The 17,103-nt window shown below is 71.7% G+C and carries 14 protein-coding genes; 6 read left to right on the top strand and 8 right to left on the bottom strand.

The features are described 5' to 3' along the window. Positions 1-8: 8 nt before the first annotated feature. The 3 genes from E1298_RS15840 to E1298_RS15830 form a co-directional block, all read right to left on the bottom strand. On the bottom strand, positions 9-836 hold the full coding sequence (locus E1298_RS15840; protein ID WP_131893861.1) for an MIP/aquaporin family protein: 828 nt from the start codon (positions 834-836) through the stop codon (positions 9-11). An 85-nt stretch (positions 837-921) separates the two neighbouring features. Beyond that, complete coding sequence (locus E1298_RS15835) at positions 922-2,637, bottom strand: thiamine pyrophosphate-binding protein (protein WP_131893859.1); 1,716 nt, start codon at positions 2,635-2,637, stop codon at positions 922-924. After that, the gene (locus E1298_RS15830; RefSeq protein WP_131893857.1) at positions 2,634-3,407 is read right to left on the bottom strand and encodes a cyclase family protein; all 774 of its coding nucleotides are present in this window, start codon (positions 3,405-3,407) and stop codon (positions 2,634-2,636) included. Before E1298_RS15830 ends, E1298_RS15835 begins: the two co-directional genes overlap by 4 nt. A gap of 61 nt (positions 3,408-3,468) precedes the next feature. Here E1298_RS15830 and E1298_RS48120 point away from each other — a divergent pair, with 61 nt between their 5' ends. Together E1298_RS48120 and E1298_RS15825 are read left to right on the top strand one after the other, a co-directional pair. Continuing rightward, entirely contained in the window at positions 3,469-3,636 is a 168-nt protein-coding gene (locus tag E1298_RS48120) for a hypothetical protein (RefSeq protein WP_165975480.1), read from the top strand. A gap of 356 nt (positions 3,637-3,992) precedes the next feature. Next, entirely contained in the window at positions 3,993-4,514 is a 522-nt protein-coding gene (locus E1298_RS15825) for an AMIN-like domain-containing (lipo)protein (protein ID WP_131893855.1), read from the top strand. Between the two features lie 1,270 nt (positions 4,515-5,784). Here E1298_RS15825 and E1298_RS15815 read toward each other — a convergent pair. Both E1298_RS15815 and E1298_RS15810 read right to left on the bottom strand, forming a co-directional pair. Next, complete coding sequence (locus tag E1298_RS15815) at positions 5,785-6,168, bottom strand: STAS domain-containing protein (protein WP_131893851.1); 384 nt, start codon at positions 6,166-6,168, stop codon at positions 5,785-5,787. Next, complete coding sequence (locus E1298_RS15810; protein WP_131893849.1) at positions 6,165-6,803, bottom strand: DUF5994 family protein; 639 nt, start codon at positions 6,801-6,803, stop codon at positions 6,165-6,167. Before E1298_RS15810 ends, E1298_RS15815 begins: the two co-directional genes overlap by 4 nt. A gap of 755 nt (positions 6,804-7,558) precedes the next feature. Between E1298_RS15810 and E1298_RS51190 the strand changes: the two genes are divergently transcribed. Beyond that, positions 7,559-8,311, top strand: a complete 753-nt coding sequence (locus E1298_RS51190) for a hypothetical protein (protein WP_131893847.1) — start codon at positions 7,559-7,561, stop codon at positions 8,309-8,311. A gap of 116 nt (positions 8,312-8,427) precedes the next feature. Here E1298_RS51190 and E1298_RS15800 read toward each other — a convergent pair whose 3' ends face one another. Beyond that, positions 8,428-9,387, bottom strand: a complete 960-nt coding sequence (locus E1298_RS15800; protein WP_207944646.1) for a YihY/virulence factor BrkB family protein — start codon at positions 9,385-9,387, stop codon at positions 8,428-8,430. 957 nt (positions 9,388-10,344) lie between these two features. Between E1298_RS15800 and E1298_RS15790 the strand changes: the two genes are divergently transcribed. Next, positions 10,345-11,190, top strand: a complete 846-nt coding sequence (locus tag E1298_RS15790) for a siderophore-interacting protein (protein ID WP_131893841.1) — start codon at positions 10,345-10,347, stop codon at positions 11,188-11,190. 24 nt (positions 11,191-11,214) lie between these two features. Here the strand turns inward: E1298_RS15790 and E1298_RS15785 are convergent, their stop codons facing one another. After that, positions 11,215-12,582, bottom strand: coding sequence for an ABC1 kinase family protein (locus E1298_RS15785; protein ID WP_165975479.1), 1,368 nt, complete (start codon positions 12,580-12,582; stop codon positions 11,215-11,217). Between the two features lie 224 nt (positions 12,583-12,806). Between E1298_RS15785 and E1298_RS15780 the strand changes: the two genes are divergently transcribed. Continuing rightward, positions 12,807-13,643, top strand: coding sequence for a cyanophycinase (locus tag E1298_RS15780; RefSeq protein ID WP_131893839.1), 837 nt, complete (start codon positions 12,807-12,809; stop codon positions 13,641-13,643). Positions 13,644-13,646: 3 nt separating this feature from the next. Further along, entirely contained in the window at positions 13,647-16,286 is a 2,640-nt protein-coding gene (cphA, locus tag E1298_RS15775; protein ID WP_131893837.1) for a cyanophycin synthetase, read from the top strand. Here cphA and E1298_RS15770 read toward each other — a convergent pair. Further along, the coding region (locus E1298_RS15770; protein WP_131893835.1) for a phosphatase PAP2 family protein at positions 16,283-17,103 on the bottom strand (821 nt) is incomplete at its 5' end. The two genes, cphA and E1298_RS15770, sit on opposite strands and share 4 nt — an antisense overlap.

Raw genomic sequence — 17,103 nt, 5'->3', positions numbered from 1 at the left:
CGGCCCCGTCACGAAACGTCGTACTCGGGCTTGCGCCCGCCGCCCGCGGCCTCGGGGTCCTCCGGCTCGGGGATGTTGCGGCCGATGAGCAGGAGGTAGAGGCCGGCCCCGATCACGCCGCCGGCCAGCGGCCCCACGATGGGCACCCAGAAGTAGAAATCGCCGTTCTGGTCCCGCCACGCTCCCCCGTAGCCGGTGATGAATTGCGCGAGGCGCGGCCCGAAGTCGCGGGCCGGGTTGATGGCGTATCCGGCGTCGGTGCCCCACGCCATCCCGATCGCGACGACCAGCAGGCCGAGCACGACGGGCGTGAGGTTGGCCAGCGGGGGCGAGTTGCGCAGGTCGGTGAGGGCCAGCACGATGAACAGCAGGATCGCGGTGCCGATGATCTGGTCGCGCAGCGCGCCCCACGTGCTGACGGGCAGCGTGCCGTTGCCGGGAAGGGTGGAGAACACGCCCTGGGTCTTGATGGTGTGGCCGGGGTCGGCCTTGGCCAGCACCTCGCTGTAGTTCCACCGGACGAGCAGCGCGGCGACGAAGGCCCCGGCCGTCTGGGCGAGCCAGAACGGGCCGACCTTGCGCCAGGGGAATCCCTGGAAGACCGCGAGCGCGAACGTCACGGCGGGGTTGATGTGCCCGCCGCTGATCCGCGCCGACACGTACACGCCCAGCGTGACGCCGATGCCCCAGGCCCAGGCGATGCTGTCGTGGTCCCCGATGCCCCCGGCGGCGACCTGGGCGACCACCCCCGCCCCGAAGAGGATGAGGATCATCGTCCCGGCGAACTCGGCGGACATCTCCCGGGCGAGCTCGGGGACCCTCGGTCGTGCCGTCATCTCTCCTCCTCGGGACCTGTGACGCGCGCCACAAGATGATCACGTCCACGATCATTCCCCGCCCGGAAGGTCTCCATGCGGCGGCTCAGTGACCGCGGAACGCCTCCTCCAGCCACCACGAGGGCCGGTTCCGCGTGACCTTGGCGTCCACGACCATCGGACGGTCGCGCGGACCGTCCAGCCAGTCGGTCACCGCCGCGAGGTCCTCCGGGCGCCGGACGGTCGCGGCGGCGCAGCCGAAGCCCCGGCCGATCGCGGCCAGGTCGGCGGGCGGGAACGTGACCGCGTCCAGCGGATGGCCGCCGGGGCCGAAGTGGTGCACCTCCGCACCGTACGCCTCGTCGTCGTAGACGACCACGAGCAGGCCGAGCCCGAGCCGGACGGCGGTCTCCAGCTCCGCGACCGACATCAGCGCGCCGCCGTCGCCGAGGGCGGCGACGGTGAGCCGGTCGGGCCGGGCGAAGGCGGCGCCGATGGCGGTGGCCAGGCCCAGCCCGATCGACTGGAACGCCTGGGTGAACACCAGGCCGTCGGTGTCGGGGACGTCCAGGAACATCGCGGGATAGCCCATGAAGTTGCCGGAGTCGACGGCGACGGTCCGCTCGCGGGGAAGCAGGCCGTCCAGCGCGATCGTCAGGGTCCGCGGGTCGACGCGCGGGCCGTCGGCGTCGGCCTTGTCGGCGGGGTGCTCCTCGTAGGGGACGTCCTGCCAGCGGCCCTCGCGGGCGAGCCGCGCGGCGACCTCCCGCGTCCGGTACCCGGTGGCGGAGTGCCCGCGCGCCTCCAGCTCGGCGTGGACGGCCCGCGCGGTCTCGGCGACGTCGCCGATCAGCCCGAGGTCGACGGGGCGGTGCGCGCCGAGGGCCTGGGCGTCCAGGTCGACCTGCACGACCGTCGCGCTGCGGCCGACGAGGGTGCCGTGCCGGGTCGTCCAGGCGTTCAGCGAGCAGCCCCAGCCGACGACCAGGTCCGCGCCGCGGATCAGCTCGGCGGCGGCGGGCGTGGCGAAGCCGCCGCTGACGTCGAGGCCGAACGGGTCGCCCGCGAACAGCCCGCGCGCGACGGCGGAGGTCGCGGGCAGCGCGCCGCACCGCGCGGCCAGCTCCGCGAGCTCCCGCGCGGCGCCCGACAGCCGCGCGCCGCGCCCGGCGATGAACACCGGCCGCTCGGCCCCTTGGAGCGCGTCGGCCAGCCGGGCGATCGCGCCCGCGGGCGGGACGGGCAGCTGCGGCACCTGCGCCCGCCGCGGCCGATACCCGGCCGGGAGCCCCGCGGGCCCGGCGGGCGGGCGTTCGAGCGAGGCCGGGCCGGGGTACTCGGCGCCCTGGACGTCCAGGGGCAGGCCGAGGAGCACCGTGCGCCGCTCGGCGACCGCGGTGCGGCAGGCGCGGGTGACGTCGGCGAGCGCGGTCTGCGGGGAGTGGACGCGCTCGGGGACGGCGCCGACGGCCGTGGCGAGCGCGGCCTGGTCGACGCGGAAGTTGGAGCGGACCTCGGCGGCGGCCACCTCGCCCGCCAGGACGAGCAGCGGCGTGCGGCTCTTGGCGGCCTCGGCGATGCCGGTCAGCGCGTTGGTGAGGCCGGGGCCCTGGTGCACCGACAGCACGCCGAGGCCGCCGCTCACCCGCGCGTAGGCGTCGGCCATCGTCGCGGCGCCGCCCTCGTGCCGGGCGGCGACGAACCGGGCGCCGCTCGCGGTGAGCGCGTTGGTCACGTGGAAGTTGCCGCTGCCGACCACCCCGAAGACGGTGCCGGCGCCGAGCCGCGCGAGCGCCTGCCCGACGGCCTGCGCGACGTTCATCGCTCCACCAGCGCCAGGACGCGGGCCGGGCTGCCCGAGCCGCCCACGATGGGCAGCGGCGAGGCGAGCAGGACCGCGCCGCGCGCCGGGAGCCGGGCGAGGTTGCGCAGCTGGGTGAGGCCGTACTTGCCCGCCCCGAGGAAGTAGGAGTGGCAGGGGAACGGCGGATCGAACCCGTGGGCGGCGCCCGCGTCGGTGCCGACCGTCTCCACGCCGAGCCCGATGAGGGGCGTCTCCTCGGCGAGCCAGCGGGCGCACTCGGCGGAGATCCCGGGCGTGTGCGAACCGGTGGCGTCGGCGTTAAGGAACGTCTCCTGGTCGCCGGAGCGCGCGTCCCAGCCCGTCCGGTAGAGCAGCCAGCCGCCCTCGGGGAGCGGGCCGTGGCCCTTCTCCCACTCGCGGACGTGGTCGATCTCCAGCAGGAAGTCGGGGTCGGCGGCGGCGCTGCCGGACGCGTCCAGCACCACGGCCGGAGCGACGAGGCGGGCGGGCGCGACCTGGGAGACGTCCTCCCCGCCGCGTCCGGTGGCCCAGTGGACGGGCGCGTCGAAGTGGGTGCCGACGTGCTCGCCCGTGGTGATGTCGTTCCAGTACCAGGCGGGCCCGCGATCGTCGTAGCGGCTGATCTCGCGAAGGGAGAACGGGACCGTGTTGGCGAACGGTTCGGGGAGCTGGAGGATCGGGGTCCGCTCCGACAGGGGGGCGGTGAGGTCGACGATCTCGACCGAGCCGTCGGCGACGGCGGTGAGGAGCTGGGAGAGCACGGACATCGTTCCTCCGGCGGCACGGGCGGCTGAGGGGTTCGCGCGGGGTTCCCCGAACGTACCGCAAATGAGCCTGTTCGGAGGGTCACCCGACCAGCCCGTCCAACGGACCATTTCAGGACGGCGGCGGCCGCCCGAGAACGCCTCGCCCAACACCCTGCGCGGCTACAACAGGGCCATCGCCCTGCTGATCAACTTCCTCACCTACCCGCCCGGCCGCGAGCGTGGGGCCTGACGAGGAGAGCCCCGCCGAGCTGCTGCAAAGGCGGCTCCATAGGCGCCGGTACTTGCCCGGCCAGGCGAAGCTCGGAGAACGTCATCTACCTGGCGATGAGCATGATCCTGCTCCACCGCCTCACCGGCCGCCCGCCCTGATCCATTTCAGACGCCCTCTAGAGACACATACACCGAAATCACTCGCTCGCACGGACTACACAAAACCCGCCTGACCCAGGAGGAAATCGGCCGCGAAATACCTAAATCGGCGGCCACAGTCGGCCACGCGTTTCATGTCGGACGGCCAACTATTCCTCACCGTATCGCGTCCTACCTAGAGAAAAGGAGAACAGAATTTTGTGAAAGGAGTTTCAAATGCGCAGACTGTTCGGTGGGTTGCTGGTTCTTGGTATGACGGCCACCCTCGCCGGTGTGCCCGGCGTGTCCATGTCCGCCGCTGGCTGTTCGACGAACTGGGGGTCGTCCCCGAAGGGCTCACGTCCCCTGGAGGGAGCATACGAGAGCCTGCGAACCGGCCGCGAAACCTGCTATGACCGGCTCGTGCTTGAGGCCGCAGGGACAATCGACAACGGCTACATGATCGAGTACGTGGATCAGGTGTACCGGGACGGTTCGGGACACCTTGTTCCGCTACGGGGCGGCGCCAAGCTCCGGATCTTCGTGGCGGCTGATGGCCCTCCCGGACCCAAGGATTCGCCCGAGATGGCCAACGTCTCCGGATACACCACATTCCGGCAGGTCGCCGGGGCGGGCTGGTTCGAGGGCCAGTTCACCATCGGCGTGGGTGTGCGGGCGCGCCTGCCGTTCCGTGTCTTCACACTGCCGCGAGATGGTGGCGGCACGCGTCTGATCATCGACGTAGCGCATCATTGGTAGATCGGCGACCCGATCTCCAGGCCGGCCGGCCCCACATGGGACCGGCCGGCCGATCGCCTGTGAAACGATTTCGAGTCTCTGCACCTGAGGAAAGGCGGCCGAGACATTCGCACGTGCCCGCGGCTTGTGTGTACGGCGGGACGCAGGCCCCGGCCGCCGGGCCGCATCCGATGCGGGCGCGCCAGCGGATCGGGCACGACGCCGAGGTTGAGGCCGGGCTCGATCGTCAGGACGGACCGAAGGGATCACCCTGCGGCCCGTGGGGAGAGTCGTCATGAGCTCGCATCGGTCCGGCTCGGTCGGCCGTCGCGCCGGGCGGTGTTCACAGCTGGTGATGAGCTGTTCTGAGACCGCCTGTGTCCAGCGCGGCGCCGTCGCGGTGTGCTCGGAAGTAGCCTTGCCGCCGCGTCCCTGTGCCTTGACCCCAGCGAGGAACGCCTGATCGCCACCATCGAACGCGTTGGCCCCGCCAGCGCGACCGTGCAGCAGATGGTGCGGAACCTCTCCCACACACTCATGCGGGAAAGAGGCGGGATCACCAGCGACGACGCCACCCTCTTCCTCATCGAATGGCGCGGCGGCACCGCCGACCATCTCACCCGGCCTGTGACCGCGAGATGTCGAGTTGGACGCCGTCGGCAGGTTTCGAAATGGATCGGGGCGCTTGGACTGCACCGGCCGAGGGCCGCCATACGCGGCAGGTCACGCCCAAGCGATGATCCGCCTGCGGCCGCCGAGACGCTACCGGCGTAGCCACGGGATGAGGAGTGGATGTACCGGAGGCGCTTGCGGGAGGAGCGACGTCCATACGCCAGGGCGGTTGATGCAGCGGCCGCCCACGTGGGCGGACGGGCGCTCAGCGGTCCCGGGCGACAGCGTAGGTCTCACCCCGGTAGCAGGCGGGTGGGTGCGCGTAGTCCCAGTCGCAGGTCGGTCGGGTCGCGCGCGGCGGCCCTGGTGAGAAGGTCCTGGGCGAGCGCCGTTAGATGGTTGCCGAGGTCATCCGCAGCCGGTCCCGGCCCTCCATGTGCGCAGCGCGTTGTCGGACCGCTTAGCGGATATGCCCGGCCGCCACCCGTCCGGCCGGCAGCCGCCACCGGCCAGCGCGCAGACCGGGTTGCGCGGCGGCTTGGACGTCGTCCCGTGGGGGCGCGGTCACGGGGCACTCAGATCTGGGGCGAGACCGGGCCCGGATGCACGCCGTATGACCCGCGTCGCAAAACCGGGCGCGGTATGGCCGCGTTCACTCTCTTGGTCGGCGTCCATGGGGTCATGCGGCGAGTCCTGGGGAGATGCCGCGGGTGGGGTGGACGGTGAGGGCGCGGTCGAGCCCGGTGCCGCGGAGCAGCGCGGCGACCTGCGGATTGGGAGCGGTAAGGCGCAGGGTGATGCCGAGTCCGGCGGCGCGGCGCCGAGCGCCGATCAGGACGGCCAGTCCGGCCGTGTCGGCGGACGTCACCTCCCCCAGGTCGAGGATCAGCAGACGGCCGCTGTGCCGCAACGCGCCGATCAGGTGCTCACGCAGCGCCGGAGCAGCGGCATCGTTCAAGGCGCCGGACAGCGCGACGATGGTGTGACCGGGGCGCCGGTGTGCGGGCATCCGCACTTCCTCGGGGGCACGCACAATGCCTGCGGTGGTGGTGGCAGTGGTCATGGTGATCTCCGATCGCGGGTGATCTGATGATGGGCCGGCCGGGCGGCGGGGCCGGACCAACGTGTCGCGAGGTCTTCTCGCAGTCGTCCGCCCTCCGATTCCCAGGCGTCCTCTGAGTCGTTCTGGGTGCCGGCCCGGTCCGCCCGGCCGGGTGGTGTGGTGAGGGCGGCCAGCAGGTCGGGGGTGTGCAGGTGGTTGGCGGGTTGGGACGCCAGTTCCATCGCCGTCTCGGCCTCGGCGTGGGTCGTGGAGACCGGGACGGTGAACAGATCGACGCGCCGTCCGTCGGCGTGGATCGCCGTGAGCAGCCCGGCGGGAAGGGAGTCGAACCAGCTCAGCCGTACCACCCGGGTATCGGCCGGACCGTCGATCCGCAGCCGGCGTGGACGGCTTTCCCAATCGTCCACCCGGAGCAGAACGTGGGTGACGGGACGGTGGTCGTCGATGGGACCGTGGTCTTGCAGGGCAAGGATCAGCCCCGGCAGCTCCGCGGAAGGGTCGGCCGAGCGGGGCCACCACGCGCCGTCCAGCACGGTCCGCGCCGCGCCGGGAGAAGCCGCGGGGCGCAACCGCAGCCGCGGCGTCGAAGGTGGTGACAGGCTGATCGTTGTGCGGCGTTCAGTGATCGTCCACATGGCCGGCGCCTCCCATTCGGGGACCGGTGTGGCGGATCAACCTCAAGACGGGGATGTCGTCGTCGCCGGATAATTTGATTCTACCCGACTATTATCGATGTTCGTAAAATTCGAAAATGATTCTTGGGGAGATTTACCGAAGCGCGGGAAGCGCGAGGTATGACCTGCTGAGCAACGGTCATCAGCGCAAGTGATGACGGCTCCTCGCCGAGCCGGACGGCCCTGGACCAGCAGCACATCACCTCAGCGCAGGCGTGGCCTCCCAGCAGCCTGCGGACGCGTCCGCAGGCCCTGCCCGCTCCGGGACCCCAGATCGTTCAGGAGCCGAGGGGCCCATCCGGCTCTCACCCCGCAACCGATGTGGACGAAATTCAGCAAAACCCAGAAGCTGATATTTCAGAGAAGAAATTACATTCGGATCGCACTCAGAGTATCACACTTGAAAATTGACACGAAAATCACCGATCACTCATATCAACATCTCAAACTTAGACAAAATAGCGCAAATGAGCGACATCCCCCCTCATTTCGAGGGCAGCGGAACACCGGAGATCATTCTTATTGGCTCGCCCGAGCAAATCCCAGCCGATCATGGATTTTATATATTTGACCGAAACTCCCGTGGCTATATGCATCTCGTTAGCATGTGTGTAGTGTTTTAAGTGATTCCTCTCTCAGTAGCCGATGCCCGCTCCGCGGGGTGTTCGAGGATGCTTTCTCGATTATCACCGGCCTTTGCTTCAGGAAATGTACCCATGCGTATCACCCGCACGATCCCCGCGTTCGCCGCGACCGCGATCCTCGCCGCCGGCACGACCGTCGGCCTGGCCGCCTCCGCCCAGGCCGCCGTCGCCTGTACCGAGACGGCGCTGGTCACGGCGGTGAACGCGGCCAACGCCGCCGGTGGCGGAACCGTCACCCTCACCGCGAACTGCACCTACACCCTCACCTCCAGCCACGGCGATGACGGCGTGAACGGTCCCGCAGGGCTGCCCCTCATCACCACCGCGATCACCTTCTCCGGCAACGCCAACACCATCACCCGCGCCACCACAGCGCCGGCGTTCCGTATCGCCCAGGTCAACTCCAGTGGATCCCTCACCCTCAACGCCGTCACCCTCAGCCGCGGCAGCGCCACCACCGCAGGCCATAACGACGGCGGAGGCGTGCTGAACTTCGGTGCGGTCACCCTCACCGGCAGCGCGCTCGACAACAACTCCGCAGGCGGCAAGGGCGGCGGCATCTTTAGCACCGGCACACCGGCGGCTGCGACCTTCACCAGCAGCACCATCAGGAGCAACACCGCTGCCCAAGGTGGCGGCCTTGCCAGCGACAACGCGACCTTCACCACCACCAACACCGTCGTCACCGCCAACACCACCACCAGCAATCCCGGCGGTGTCTACCGGCTGAACGGCACCGCCACCCTCACCGGCACCAGCATCACCGCCAACCTTCCGACCAACTGCGTCGGCAGTCCCTCCACCGTTTCCGGATGCATCGGATAACCAATCCTCAAGAAATCAGGCACCGTTGGAGCACGCCCAGTGGCGTGCTCCAACGGTCGTCTGCGGGAAGCGCTCCCAGCATTCAGACGCCAGCCCTACCGATCAGGAAGGCGTGGTCAGTCCGGACGACCCGGGGGTGGGTCGAAGTCGACGTCGACGTTCTGGAAGCCTTTGTGGCGTTCGGTCTCGGCGTAGGAGGTGTAGGCACGCCGGTCCCCAGCGGTCAGCTCCACGTTGTCGGTGAAGGGGGTCAGGAGGCTGCGGGGCCACAACCGCTGGTCGCGCACGACGTTGATCTCGGCGCCGACCACGAAGGTGAGGGCGCCCAGATAGATCCATGCCAGCAGGCCGAGCACGATCCCGAACATGCCATAGGTGGCGGTGGCCCCCTTGAGCATGTGGCCGAGCAGGAACGCGCCGACCCACTGCAGGATCTGCCAGGTCAGGGCCGCGGCGATCGCCCCCGCGCGGACCTGCGCAAGGGTGAGGCGACCGGCTGTCAGCACCCGGAACGCCACGGTGAACAACACGACGTTGACGGCGATGGCCACCACGATGGCCACCACCCGTGCACCAGCGCCGAGGATGCCGCCGGTGGTGGTCACCGCTGACAGCAGTGTGGTCGCCAGGATCGTGCCGCCGCCGACGATCAGCAACGCCAGACTGCGCAGCCGGGCGGCGACGGGGTTCGGCCGGGAATTGCGCGGAACTCCCCACATCTTGTTCAGGGCGTTCTGCGTGGCCTGTACCACGCCCAGGCCGCCGTACAGGCTGCCCAGGATGCCCGTGGCCAGGGCCAGCACGCTCCCGTGGAAGGAGTGGATGTTCGTGCCGATCTGATCGCCGATGACCGGGAACTGCGCGAGTGCGGAATCCAGCACACGCTGTTGCAGGCCGGGGTCGTCCTGCAACGCGAAACCCAGGCCGCTGACCAGCAGCAGCAACAGCGGGAACAGCGACACGAACCCGTAGTAGGTGATCAACGCCGTGAGATAGGCGCCCTGGTCATCGACGAACTTGTACACCACTGCCAGCGGCAGACCTGCCCAACGATGCCGCCGCTGGTAGGCGTCCAACCTGCCGAGCACACGCAATGCTGTGCCCCCTCCCCGACCTGCACACCTTCTATGAAGGTGCCGTGGGCCAGTTCTTTATTTCCCAGGAATTCTTGTCTGGAGGACACCCGCTACCGCCTGATCCTCATGGTCTCCGGCCCTGGACCGGCCGGCTCGGTGAACGGCGGACGGCCCGAGGCATAGCTTGGGTCTCCCCAGCAGGGGCCGATCATCCCTCAGCCAAGACCAGTGATCTGGCACGGGACACAGGCGGTCTGTGCATAGCTCATCACCCAGACTGATCGCCTCACTTGAACGGGGAGCGCGGCCCAGGCGGTCATCGTCCGTGGAGAAAGGCCGTTCGAGGCTCCGTTGTTTCCCCGGTGGCGCCGGCAGGCTTGGCTGAGAGTGAACAAGTACGAGAGCCCGGTGGCCGCAATCTGCGCGGTGGTGGAGGCGGAGGGCGCTCTGGCCGTCGTTCGGGTGGGACGCTCCGGGCGCTGGGCCGGCCGCAGCCGCCAGGATGTCATCGACGACGGCGATGCCGACGAGGAACAGACCCTCGCGGGGCAGCCCGACCGTGACCGCACGCTCAGTGGGGGCCGTCGGACCCGCGGCGGCGGTGGCCGCGATGAGTCCGATAGGACCGACGCCAGGTCATGGTGGACGAATCGTCGGCGTGCGCTCGGCGAGCGGCTGATCTCGCGGAGGGAGAACGGGACCGTGTTGGCGAACGGTTCGGAGAGCTGGAGGGTCGGGGTCCGCTCCGACAGGGGGGTGAGGTCGACGATCTCGGCTGAGGGGTTCGCGCGGGGTTCCCCGAACGGACCGCAAATGAGCCTGTTCGGAGGGTCACCCGGCCGGCCCGTCCAACGGACCAATTCAGGACGACGGGCAGGCCACGGCGGCCGCACGTGACGAGCGGGGACCTGGAGAGGTTAGGGTTGCCTAATAAGATCCCGATCAGCGGAGGGACGCATGGCGACGGAACCGGCGCGCAGAAGGCCGAAGCTCAACAGGGGGACGGTGCTGCGAACCGAGCGCGTCACCCCGCACATGATCCGCGTCGTCCTGGGCGGCGGCACGCTCGCCGGGTTCGGCGCGGGCGAGTTCACCGACCACTACGTCAAGCTGCTGTTCCCGCAGCCGGGCGTCGACTATCCCGAGCCGTTCGACATGGAGCGGGTCCGCGCGGAGCTGCCGCGCGACCAGTGGCCGAGCGTCCGGACCTACACCGTCCGCGCGTGGGACCCGGAGGCCGCCGAGCTGGCCATCGACTTCGTCCACCACGGCGACAAGGGCATCGCGGGCCCGTGGGCGGCGCGCGTCCGGCCGGGCGAGGAGATCTTCTTCAACGGGCCCGGCGGCGCCTACGCGCCGAGCGCGGACGCCGACTGGCACCTGCTGGCCGGGGACGAGAGCGCCCTCCCGGCGATCGCCGCCTCGCTGGAGCGGATCCCCGAGGGCGCGCCCACCCGCGTGTTCATCGAGGTGGCCGGGCCTGAGGAGGAGCAGAGCCTGACCACGCCCGGCGACGCGGAGATCGTGTGGCTGCACCGCGACGGCGGGCCGGTCGGCGACCTGCTGGCCGAGGCCGTCCAGAAGCTGGACTTCCCCGAAGGGCGGGTGCACGCGTTCGTGCACGGCGAGGCGGGCTTCGTCAAGACGCTGCGGCGGCACCTACGGGTCGACCGCGGGCTGCCGATGGATCAGCTGTCGATCTCCGGCTACTGGCGGCAGGGCCGCGACGAGGACGGCTGGCAGTCGTCCAAGCGCGACTGGAACCGCCAGGTCGAGGAGGAAGAGGCCAAGGCCCTGAGCTGACCGGGGCTAAGGCGGTGACCGGGGTCAGGCGCTGGCCTCCTTGGTCCCCCCGCCCGCGCGGGTGTCCGGGCCCGGGTCGTCGGCGAAGCCGGGCAGCCACCGCTCGGCCTCGGCGCGGAACGGGCCCTCGGTCTCCAGCTGGCACAGCACGCCGCCGCAGCCCGACAGCGCGCGGCTGACCGCCAGGTACTGGGGCGGCAGCCGCAGCTGCCGGGCGAGCGCGCCCGGCCGCATGTCGGAGGCCAGCCCGAACCCGCGCGCGGTCTGCTCGCGCAGCCACTCGCGCGAGTACCGGAACCGCTCGACGGCGAACGGGGCGGCGTGCGGCGCGACGAGCGCGGCGACCTGCTCGGGGTCCACCTCGCCGTCGGGCGCGAGGAAGCCCTCCTCGCGCAGCACCGCCACCATCTCCTCGGCGTCGCCCAGGGTCCCGATGCGCAGCAGGCGGCCGATCGACCACTGGAGCTCGGCGGGGACGCGGGCGGCGCCGCCGAAGTCCATGACGCCGAGGCGCCCGTCGTCCAGCAGCCGGAAGTTGCCCGGGTGCGGGTCGATGTGGATCATCTCGCAGCGCGCCGGGCCCGACAGCAGGAAGCGGAACAGCAGCAGCCCCGCGCGGTCGCGCCGCTCCTGGTCGTCCTCGGCGATCACCTTGGCGAGCGGGGTGCCCTCCAGCCACTCGGTGACCAGGACGTTGCCGGACTGGGCGACGACGGCGGGCACGAGGAAGTCGGGGTCGCCCGCGTAGGCGTCGTGGAAGGCGGTCTGCGCGCGGGCCTCGTCGACGTAGTCGAGCTCCTTCTCCAGCCGCCGCTTGAGGTCGGCGACGACCGGCTTGACCTCGACGCCGGGGAACAGCGGGGTGAAGAGCCTGCTCAGCCGGGAGATCTGGTTGAAGTCGCCCATCAGGGCCTTGGCTGCGCCGGGGTACTGCACCTTGACCGCGACGGCCCGCCCGTCGTGCCAGACGGCCCGGTGCACCTGCCCGATGGACGCGGCGGCGGCCGGACGGTCGTCGAACTCGGCGAAGCTCTCGCGCCAGCCGGGGCCGAGCCCCTCGGCGAGGACCCGGTGCGTGGTGGCGGCGGGCATCGGCGGCGCCGACTCCTGGAGCCGCGTCAGGCTCGCGCGGAACGGCCCGGCGATCTCCTCGGGCAGCCCGGCCTCGAAGATCGACAGCAGCTGCCCGACCTTCATCGCGCCGCCCTTGAGCTCGCCGAGCACCGAGAACAGCTGCTCGGCGGTGCGGCGCTGGACCTCCAGCGCGACGGCCTCGGCGGGCCGGCCGATGGTGCGCTTGCCGAACCCCAGGGCGGTGCGCCCGGCGAAGCCCAGCGGGAGGGTCGCCAGCTTGGCGGTCCGCGTCACCGCGCGGCGGGGGATGTCATTCACGGCCCGACCGTCCCTCGTTCGACGATGCGTCCAATGATCTCCAGCCTCTCATGGCAGGCGAACGCCACAAAATGGTCATTCCCCATAAAAGGGTTAGCGTTCGGGGCGGGCCGGAGATTCCCGCGCCGTGTCCAGGGCCGGCCGGACGAACGGCCGCGGCCCCCGCCCGGTGAACGCCCGCGATCGAGAGACTACCGAATGTGATCAAGGGGTAGCTACGGGTTGTGAGAGCGAAACTTGGGGGTGCCGGACGCAAGGGCCGGCTGCTGATCATCGGCGGGGCGGAGAACCGGACCTGCGGGTCCGGACCACTGGAGACGTTCGTCGAGCTGTCGGGCGACGAGGACGCGCGGATCGTCGTGGTGACCACCGCCACCGAGGTGCCCGAGGAGGTCGCCGACGAGTACACCGCCGTGTTCGGGCGGCTCGGGGTGGCCTCGGTCCGCGAGCTGCGCCTGCTGGGCCGGGCCGCCGCCGACGACGCGGCGACGCTGCGGGCGCTGGACGCGGCCACCGGCGTCCTGTTCAGCGGCGGCGACCAGTCCCGGATCCGGACCCTGGTCGGCTCGCGGACCAACGAGCTGCTGAAACGGCGGCTCGACCAGGAGGGCCTGGTCATCGCCGGGACGAGCGCCGGAGCGACCGCCATGGGCCACTGGATGATCCTCGGCGGCCACGGCCACGACGTCGCCGCCTCCAGCGTGAAGGTCGGCCCGGGGCTCGCCCTGCTCGACAACGTGCTGATCGACATGCACTTCAACGAGCGCGGCCGGCTGCCGAGGCTGCTGAGCGGCATCGCGCTCGACACGCGGCTGCTGGGCGTCGGCATCGACGAGGACACCGCGATCGTGGTGGGCGACGGCCGGTTCCAGGTCGTCGGGACGGGCGTGGTCACGGTGGTGGACGCGGGCCAGTCCACCGTCGCCTACGCCGCCTCCGACGACGAGCCGATGGCGATGTTCGACGTGTCGCTGCACCTGCTGCCCGCCGGATGCTCGTTCCAGATGAACGACCGCCTGCCCGCCATCGGCACCATGCGCGGTCCGGACGGGGAGGAATAGCCCGTGCGGCTCGATCATGTGCGCCGCGTGAGCGGCCCGAACGTCTACCTGTCCCGCCCCGTCGCCATCGCGCGGCTCGACTTGCAGGGCCTGACCGGGCACGAGACCACCGACCACCCCGGCTTCGGCGACCGGCTCCTGGCGGCGCTGCCCGGCCTGGCCTCGCACCACTGCTCGGCGGGCCGTCCGGGCGGGCTGCTCGGCGCGATGGAGCGCGGCACCTACTTCGGCCACGTCACCGAGCACGTCACGCTGGAGCTGTCCGGCCTGATCGGCCGGGAGGCGTACTTCGGGCGGACGGTGCGCGCCGGCGGCCCCGGCCAGTACGAGCTGATCCTGGAGTGCCCGCGCGACGAGCCGTCCGGCTCGACGGTCGTGGATGACCTGGTCACCCTGGCGCTGCGGATCGTGAACGACGCGCTCGCCGGGCGGGTGCCCGACCCGGCCGACGACCTGGCCCCCATCGCCGCCGACCACGAGGCCGGGCGGCTCGGGGTGAGCACCTCGGCGCTGGCGCGCGCGGCGCGCCGCCGGGGCGTGCCCGTCCGCCGCGTCGGCGACCTCAACCTGCTGCGGCTCGGGTACGGGCGGCACCGCCGCACCGTCTGGGCGGCCATGACCGACGCCACGTCCGCGATCGGGATGGAGGTCGCGGCCGACAAGCGGCTGGCGCACCGGCTGCTCGCCGACGCCGGCGTCCCCGTCCCGGACGGCCGGGTGGCCGCCTCGCCCGCCGAGGCCCTGGAGGCGCTGCGCGACATCGGGGCGCCGGTGGTGGTCAAGCCGCTGTCGGGGCACCAGGGCGAGGGCGTGCACGTCGAGCTGACCAGCCCGCCGGAGGTCGTCACCGCGTTCGCGTCCGCCGCCGGGGACGCGGGCGAGGCGCTCGTGGAGTCCTACGTCCCGGGCCGCGACTACCGGGTCCTGGTCGTCGGCGGGAGGGTCGCGGCCGCCGCGGAGCTGACGGCCGCGTGCGTGACCGGCGACGGGACCGCCACCATCGCCGGGCTGGTCGAGCGGGTCAACGCCGACCCCGCGCGCGGCGAGGGCCACGACCGGCCCCTGACGCGGCTGACGCTCGGCCCCGCCGAGCTGGGGCTGCTGGCGCGGCAGGGCCACGGCCCGGCGACCGTCCCCGCCGCCGGGGAGCGGGTGTGGCTGCGCCGCAACGCCAACCTGTCCACGGGCGGCACCAGCCGCGACGTGACCGGCGAGGTGCACCCCGACACCGCGCGGATGTGCGTGCGCGCCGCCGCGACCGTCGGCATGGACGTGTGCGGGATCGACCTGCGGCTGCCCGACATCGCCTCCCCGCCGCCCGCCGAGCGCGGCGCCGCGGGGATCCTGGAGGTCAACGCCGCGCCGGGCCTGCGCATGCACCTGGAGCCGCACGAGGGGCCGGGCCGCGACGTCGCCGGGGACATCATCGACCTGATGTACCCGCAGGGCTCGCCGTCGCGCGTCCCGATCGTGTCGGTGACCGGCACCAACGGCAAGACCACCACCGTCCGGATGATCGCGCACATGCTGGAGCTGAACGGCCTGCGCACCGGGATGACCAGCACGGAGGGCGTGTACGTGGGCGGGCGGCTCGTCCACAGGTCCGACGCGTCCGGCCCCCGCTCGGCCGAGATGGTGCTGGGCGACCGGTCGGTGGAGGCGGCCGTGCTGGAGACGGCGCGCGGCGGCATCGTCCGGCGCGGCCTCGGCTACGACCGCGCCGACGTCGCGGTCGTCACCAACATCACCCGCGACCACCTCGGCATGGACGGCACGCAGACGCTGGACGACCTGGTCGAGATCAAGTCGCTGGTCGCCGAGGAGATCCGGCGCGGCGGGCACCTCGTCCTGAACGCCGAGGACCCGCCCGCCGCGGGCCTGGCCGGGCGGCGCGCGGTCCGCGGGCGGGAGCCGGTGCTGCGCTGGTTCGCCCTGTCGCCGGACGCGCCGATCGTCGTCCGGCACCTGCGGGAGGGCGGCACCGCCTACGTCGTCGAGCACGGCTGGCTCACCGAGGCGCGCGGCGAGCGCCGCACGCGGGTCCTGCCGGCGGAGGAGGTGGCGGGCGCGTTCGGCGGATGCGCCGAACATGTGATCGCCAACGCGCTGGCCTCGGTCGCCGCCGCCCGCGCCCTCGGCGTCCCGATGGACGTCCTGGCGCGCGCGCTGCGCTCGTTCGAGCCGCACACCCGCAACCCGGGGCGGGGCTGCGTGTACCAGGTCGGCGCCAACCCCGTCCTGGTCGACTACGCGCACAACCCGGCCGCGGTCGGCGCGATGGGCGCCTTCGTCGAGCGGCGCTGGGGGCGGCGGGGCGTCGCCGCGGTCACCCTGCCCGGCGACCGGTCCGACGAGCTGGTGAGCGAGACGGCGCGGGCCATCGCGGGGACGTTCGGCCGCGTCGTCGTCTACGAGGACGAGGACCTGCGCGGCCGGCGGTCCGGCGAGATGACCCGGCTGATCGTCGAAGGGCTGCGGGAGCGCCGCCCGGACGTGTGCCACCATCCGGCGGGCGACCTCAAGGGCGCGCTGACCTCGGCGCTGGACATCGCCGAACCCGGCGAGCCCGTCCTGCTGCTGTACGAGAAGCTCCAGCCGGTCACCGAACTGCTCGACACCCTGGGCGCCGTCCCGGGTTCCTAGACGCGCGCCGTCTCCGTGTCGTCCCCGGCCTCCGAGCCTTCTCCGGTGTCCCGTTCCAGCGACGGCCCGTCCAAGGTCGCGGGCGGCGTGACAACGGACTGCGCGGCCGCGGTTCGCGTGGCGGGCGGGCGCAGGAACACGGCGGCGATCGACAGCATCGCCAGCACGACGACGCCGTCCAGCCAGTAGTGGTTCGCGGTGCCCACCACGACGGCGACGGTGGCGACCGGATGCAGCAGCCACAACCAGCGCCACCGCGTCCGGGTCGAGACGATGAGCCCGAGCGCGACGATCGCGGCCCACCCGATGTGCAGCGACGGCATCGCCGCGTACTGGTTGGCGAGCGTGTCGGTCTGCGGCGGCCCGTAGACGGCGGGCCCGAACTTCGCGCCCGTGTCGATGAGCCCGGTGGCGGCGAGCATGCGCGGCGGTGCGAGCGGCACCGCCAGGTGCACGACGAGCCCCGCGCCGGTCAGCGCCACCACCAGGCGGCGGACCCACCGGTAGTGGGAGGGGCGCCGCAGGTAGATCCACAGCAGGAACGCCGCCGTCGCCGGGAAGTGCACGTAGGCGTAGTAGCAGTTGACCGCGTGGACGAGGAACTCGCTGTGCAGCAGGCCGTGCTGGACACCGGTCTCGCTCGGCAGCGACAGCGTCCGCTCGATGTCCCAGACGCGGCGGGCGTTGCCGAACGCCTCCGACACCCGCCCGCTCGACAGCAGCCGGGCCAGCTTGTACACCGCGAACAGCAGGACGATCAGCACCAGCTCCCGGACGGGCCTCGGCCGCCCGCCCGGTCCCCCGCCGCGTCTGGGAC

Source organism: Actinomadura rubrisoli (assembly GCF_004349215.1).
GTDB classification, from domain to species: domain Bacteria; phylum Actinomycetota; class Actinomycetes; order Streptosporangiales; family Streptosporangiaceae; genus Spirillospora; species Spirillospora rubrisoli.
The sequence above is the reverse complement of the archived record's forward strand: the minus strand, read 5'-3'. Positions and strand labels throughout refer to the sequence as shown.

Coding starts and splice junctions, on each gene's coding strand:
- E1298_RS15840 (WP_131893861.1), bottom strand. CDS start 836: ATGACGGCACGACCGAGGGTCCCCGAGCTCGCCCGGGAGATGTCCGCC.
- E1298_RS15835 (WP_131893859.1), bottom strand. CDS start 2,637: ATGAACGTCGCGCAGGCCGTCGGGCAGGCGCTCGCGCGGCTCGGCGCC.
- E1298_RS15830 (WP_131893857.1), bottom strand. CDS start 3,407: ATGTCCGTGCTCTCCCAGCTCCTCACCGCCGTCGCCGACGGCTCGGTC.
- E1298_RS48120 (WP_165975480.1), top strand. CDS start 3,469: ATGAGCCTGTTCGGAGGGTCACCCGACCAGCCCGTCCAACGGACCATT.
- E1298_RS15825 (WP_131893855.1), top strand. CDS start 3,993: ATGCGCAGACTGTTCGGTGGGTTGCTGGTTCTTGGTATGACGGCCACC.
- E1298_RS15815 (WP_131893851.1), bottom strand. CDS start 6,168: ATGACCACTGCCACCACCACCGCAGGCATTGTGCGTGCCCCCGAGGAA.
- E1298_RS15810 (WP_131893849.1), bottom strand. CDS start 6,803: ATGTGGACGATCACTGAACGCCGCACAACGATCAGCCTGTCACCACCT.
- E1298_RS51190 (WP_131893847.1), top strand. CDS start 7,559: ATGCGTATCACCCGCACGATCCCCGCGTTCGCCGCGACCGCGATCCTC.
- E1298_RS15790 (WP_131893841.1), top strand. CDS start 10,345: ATGGCGACGGAACCGGCGCGCAGAAGGCCGAAGCTCAACAGGGGGACG.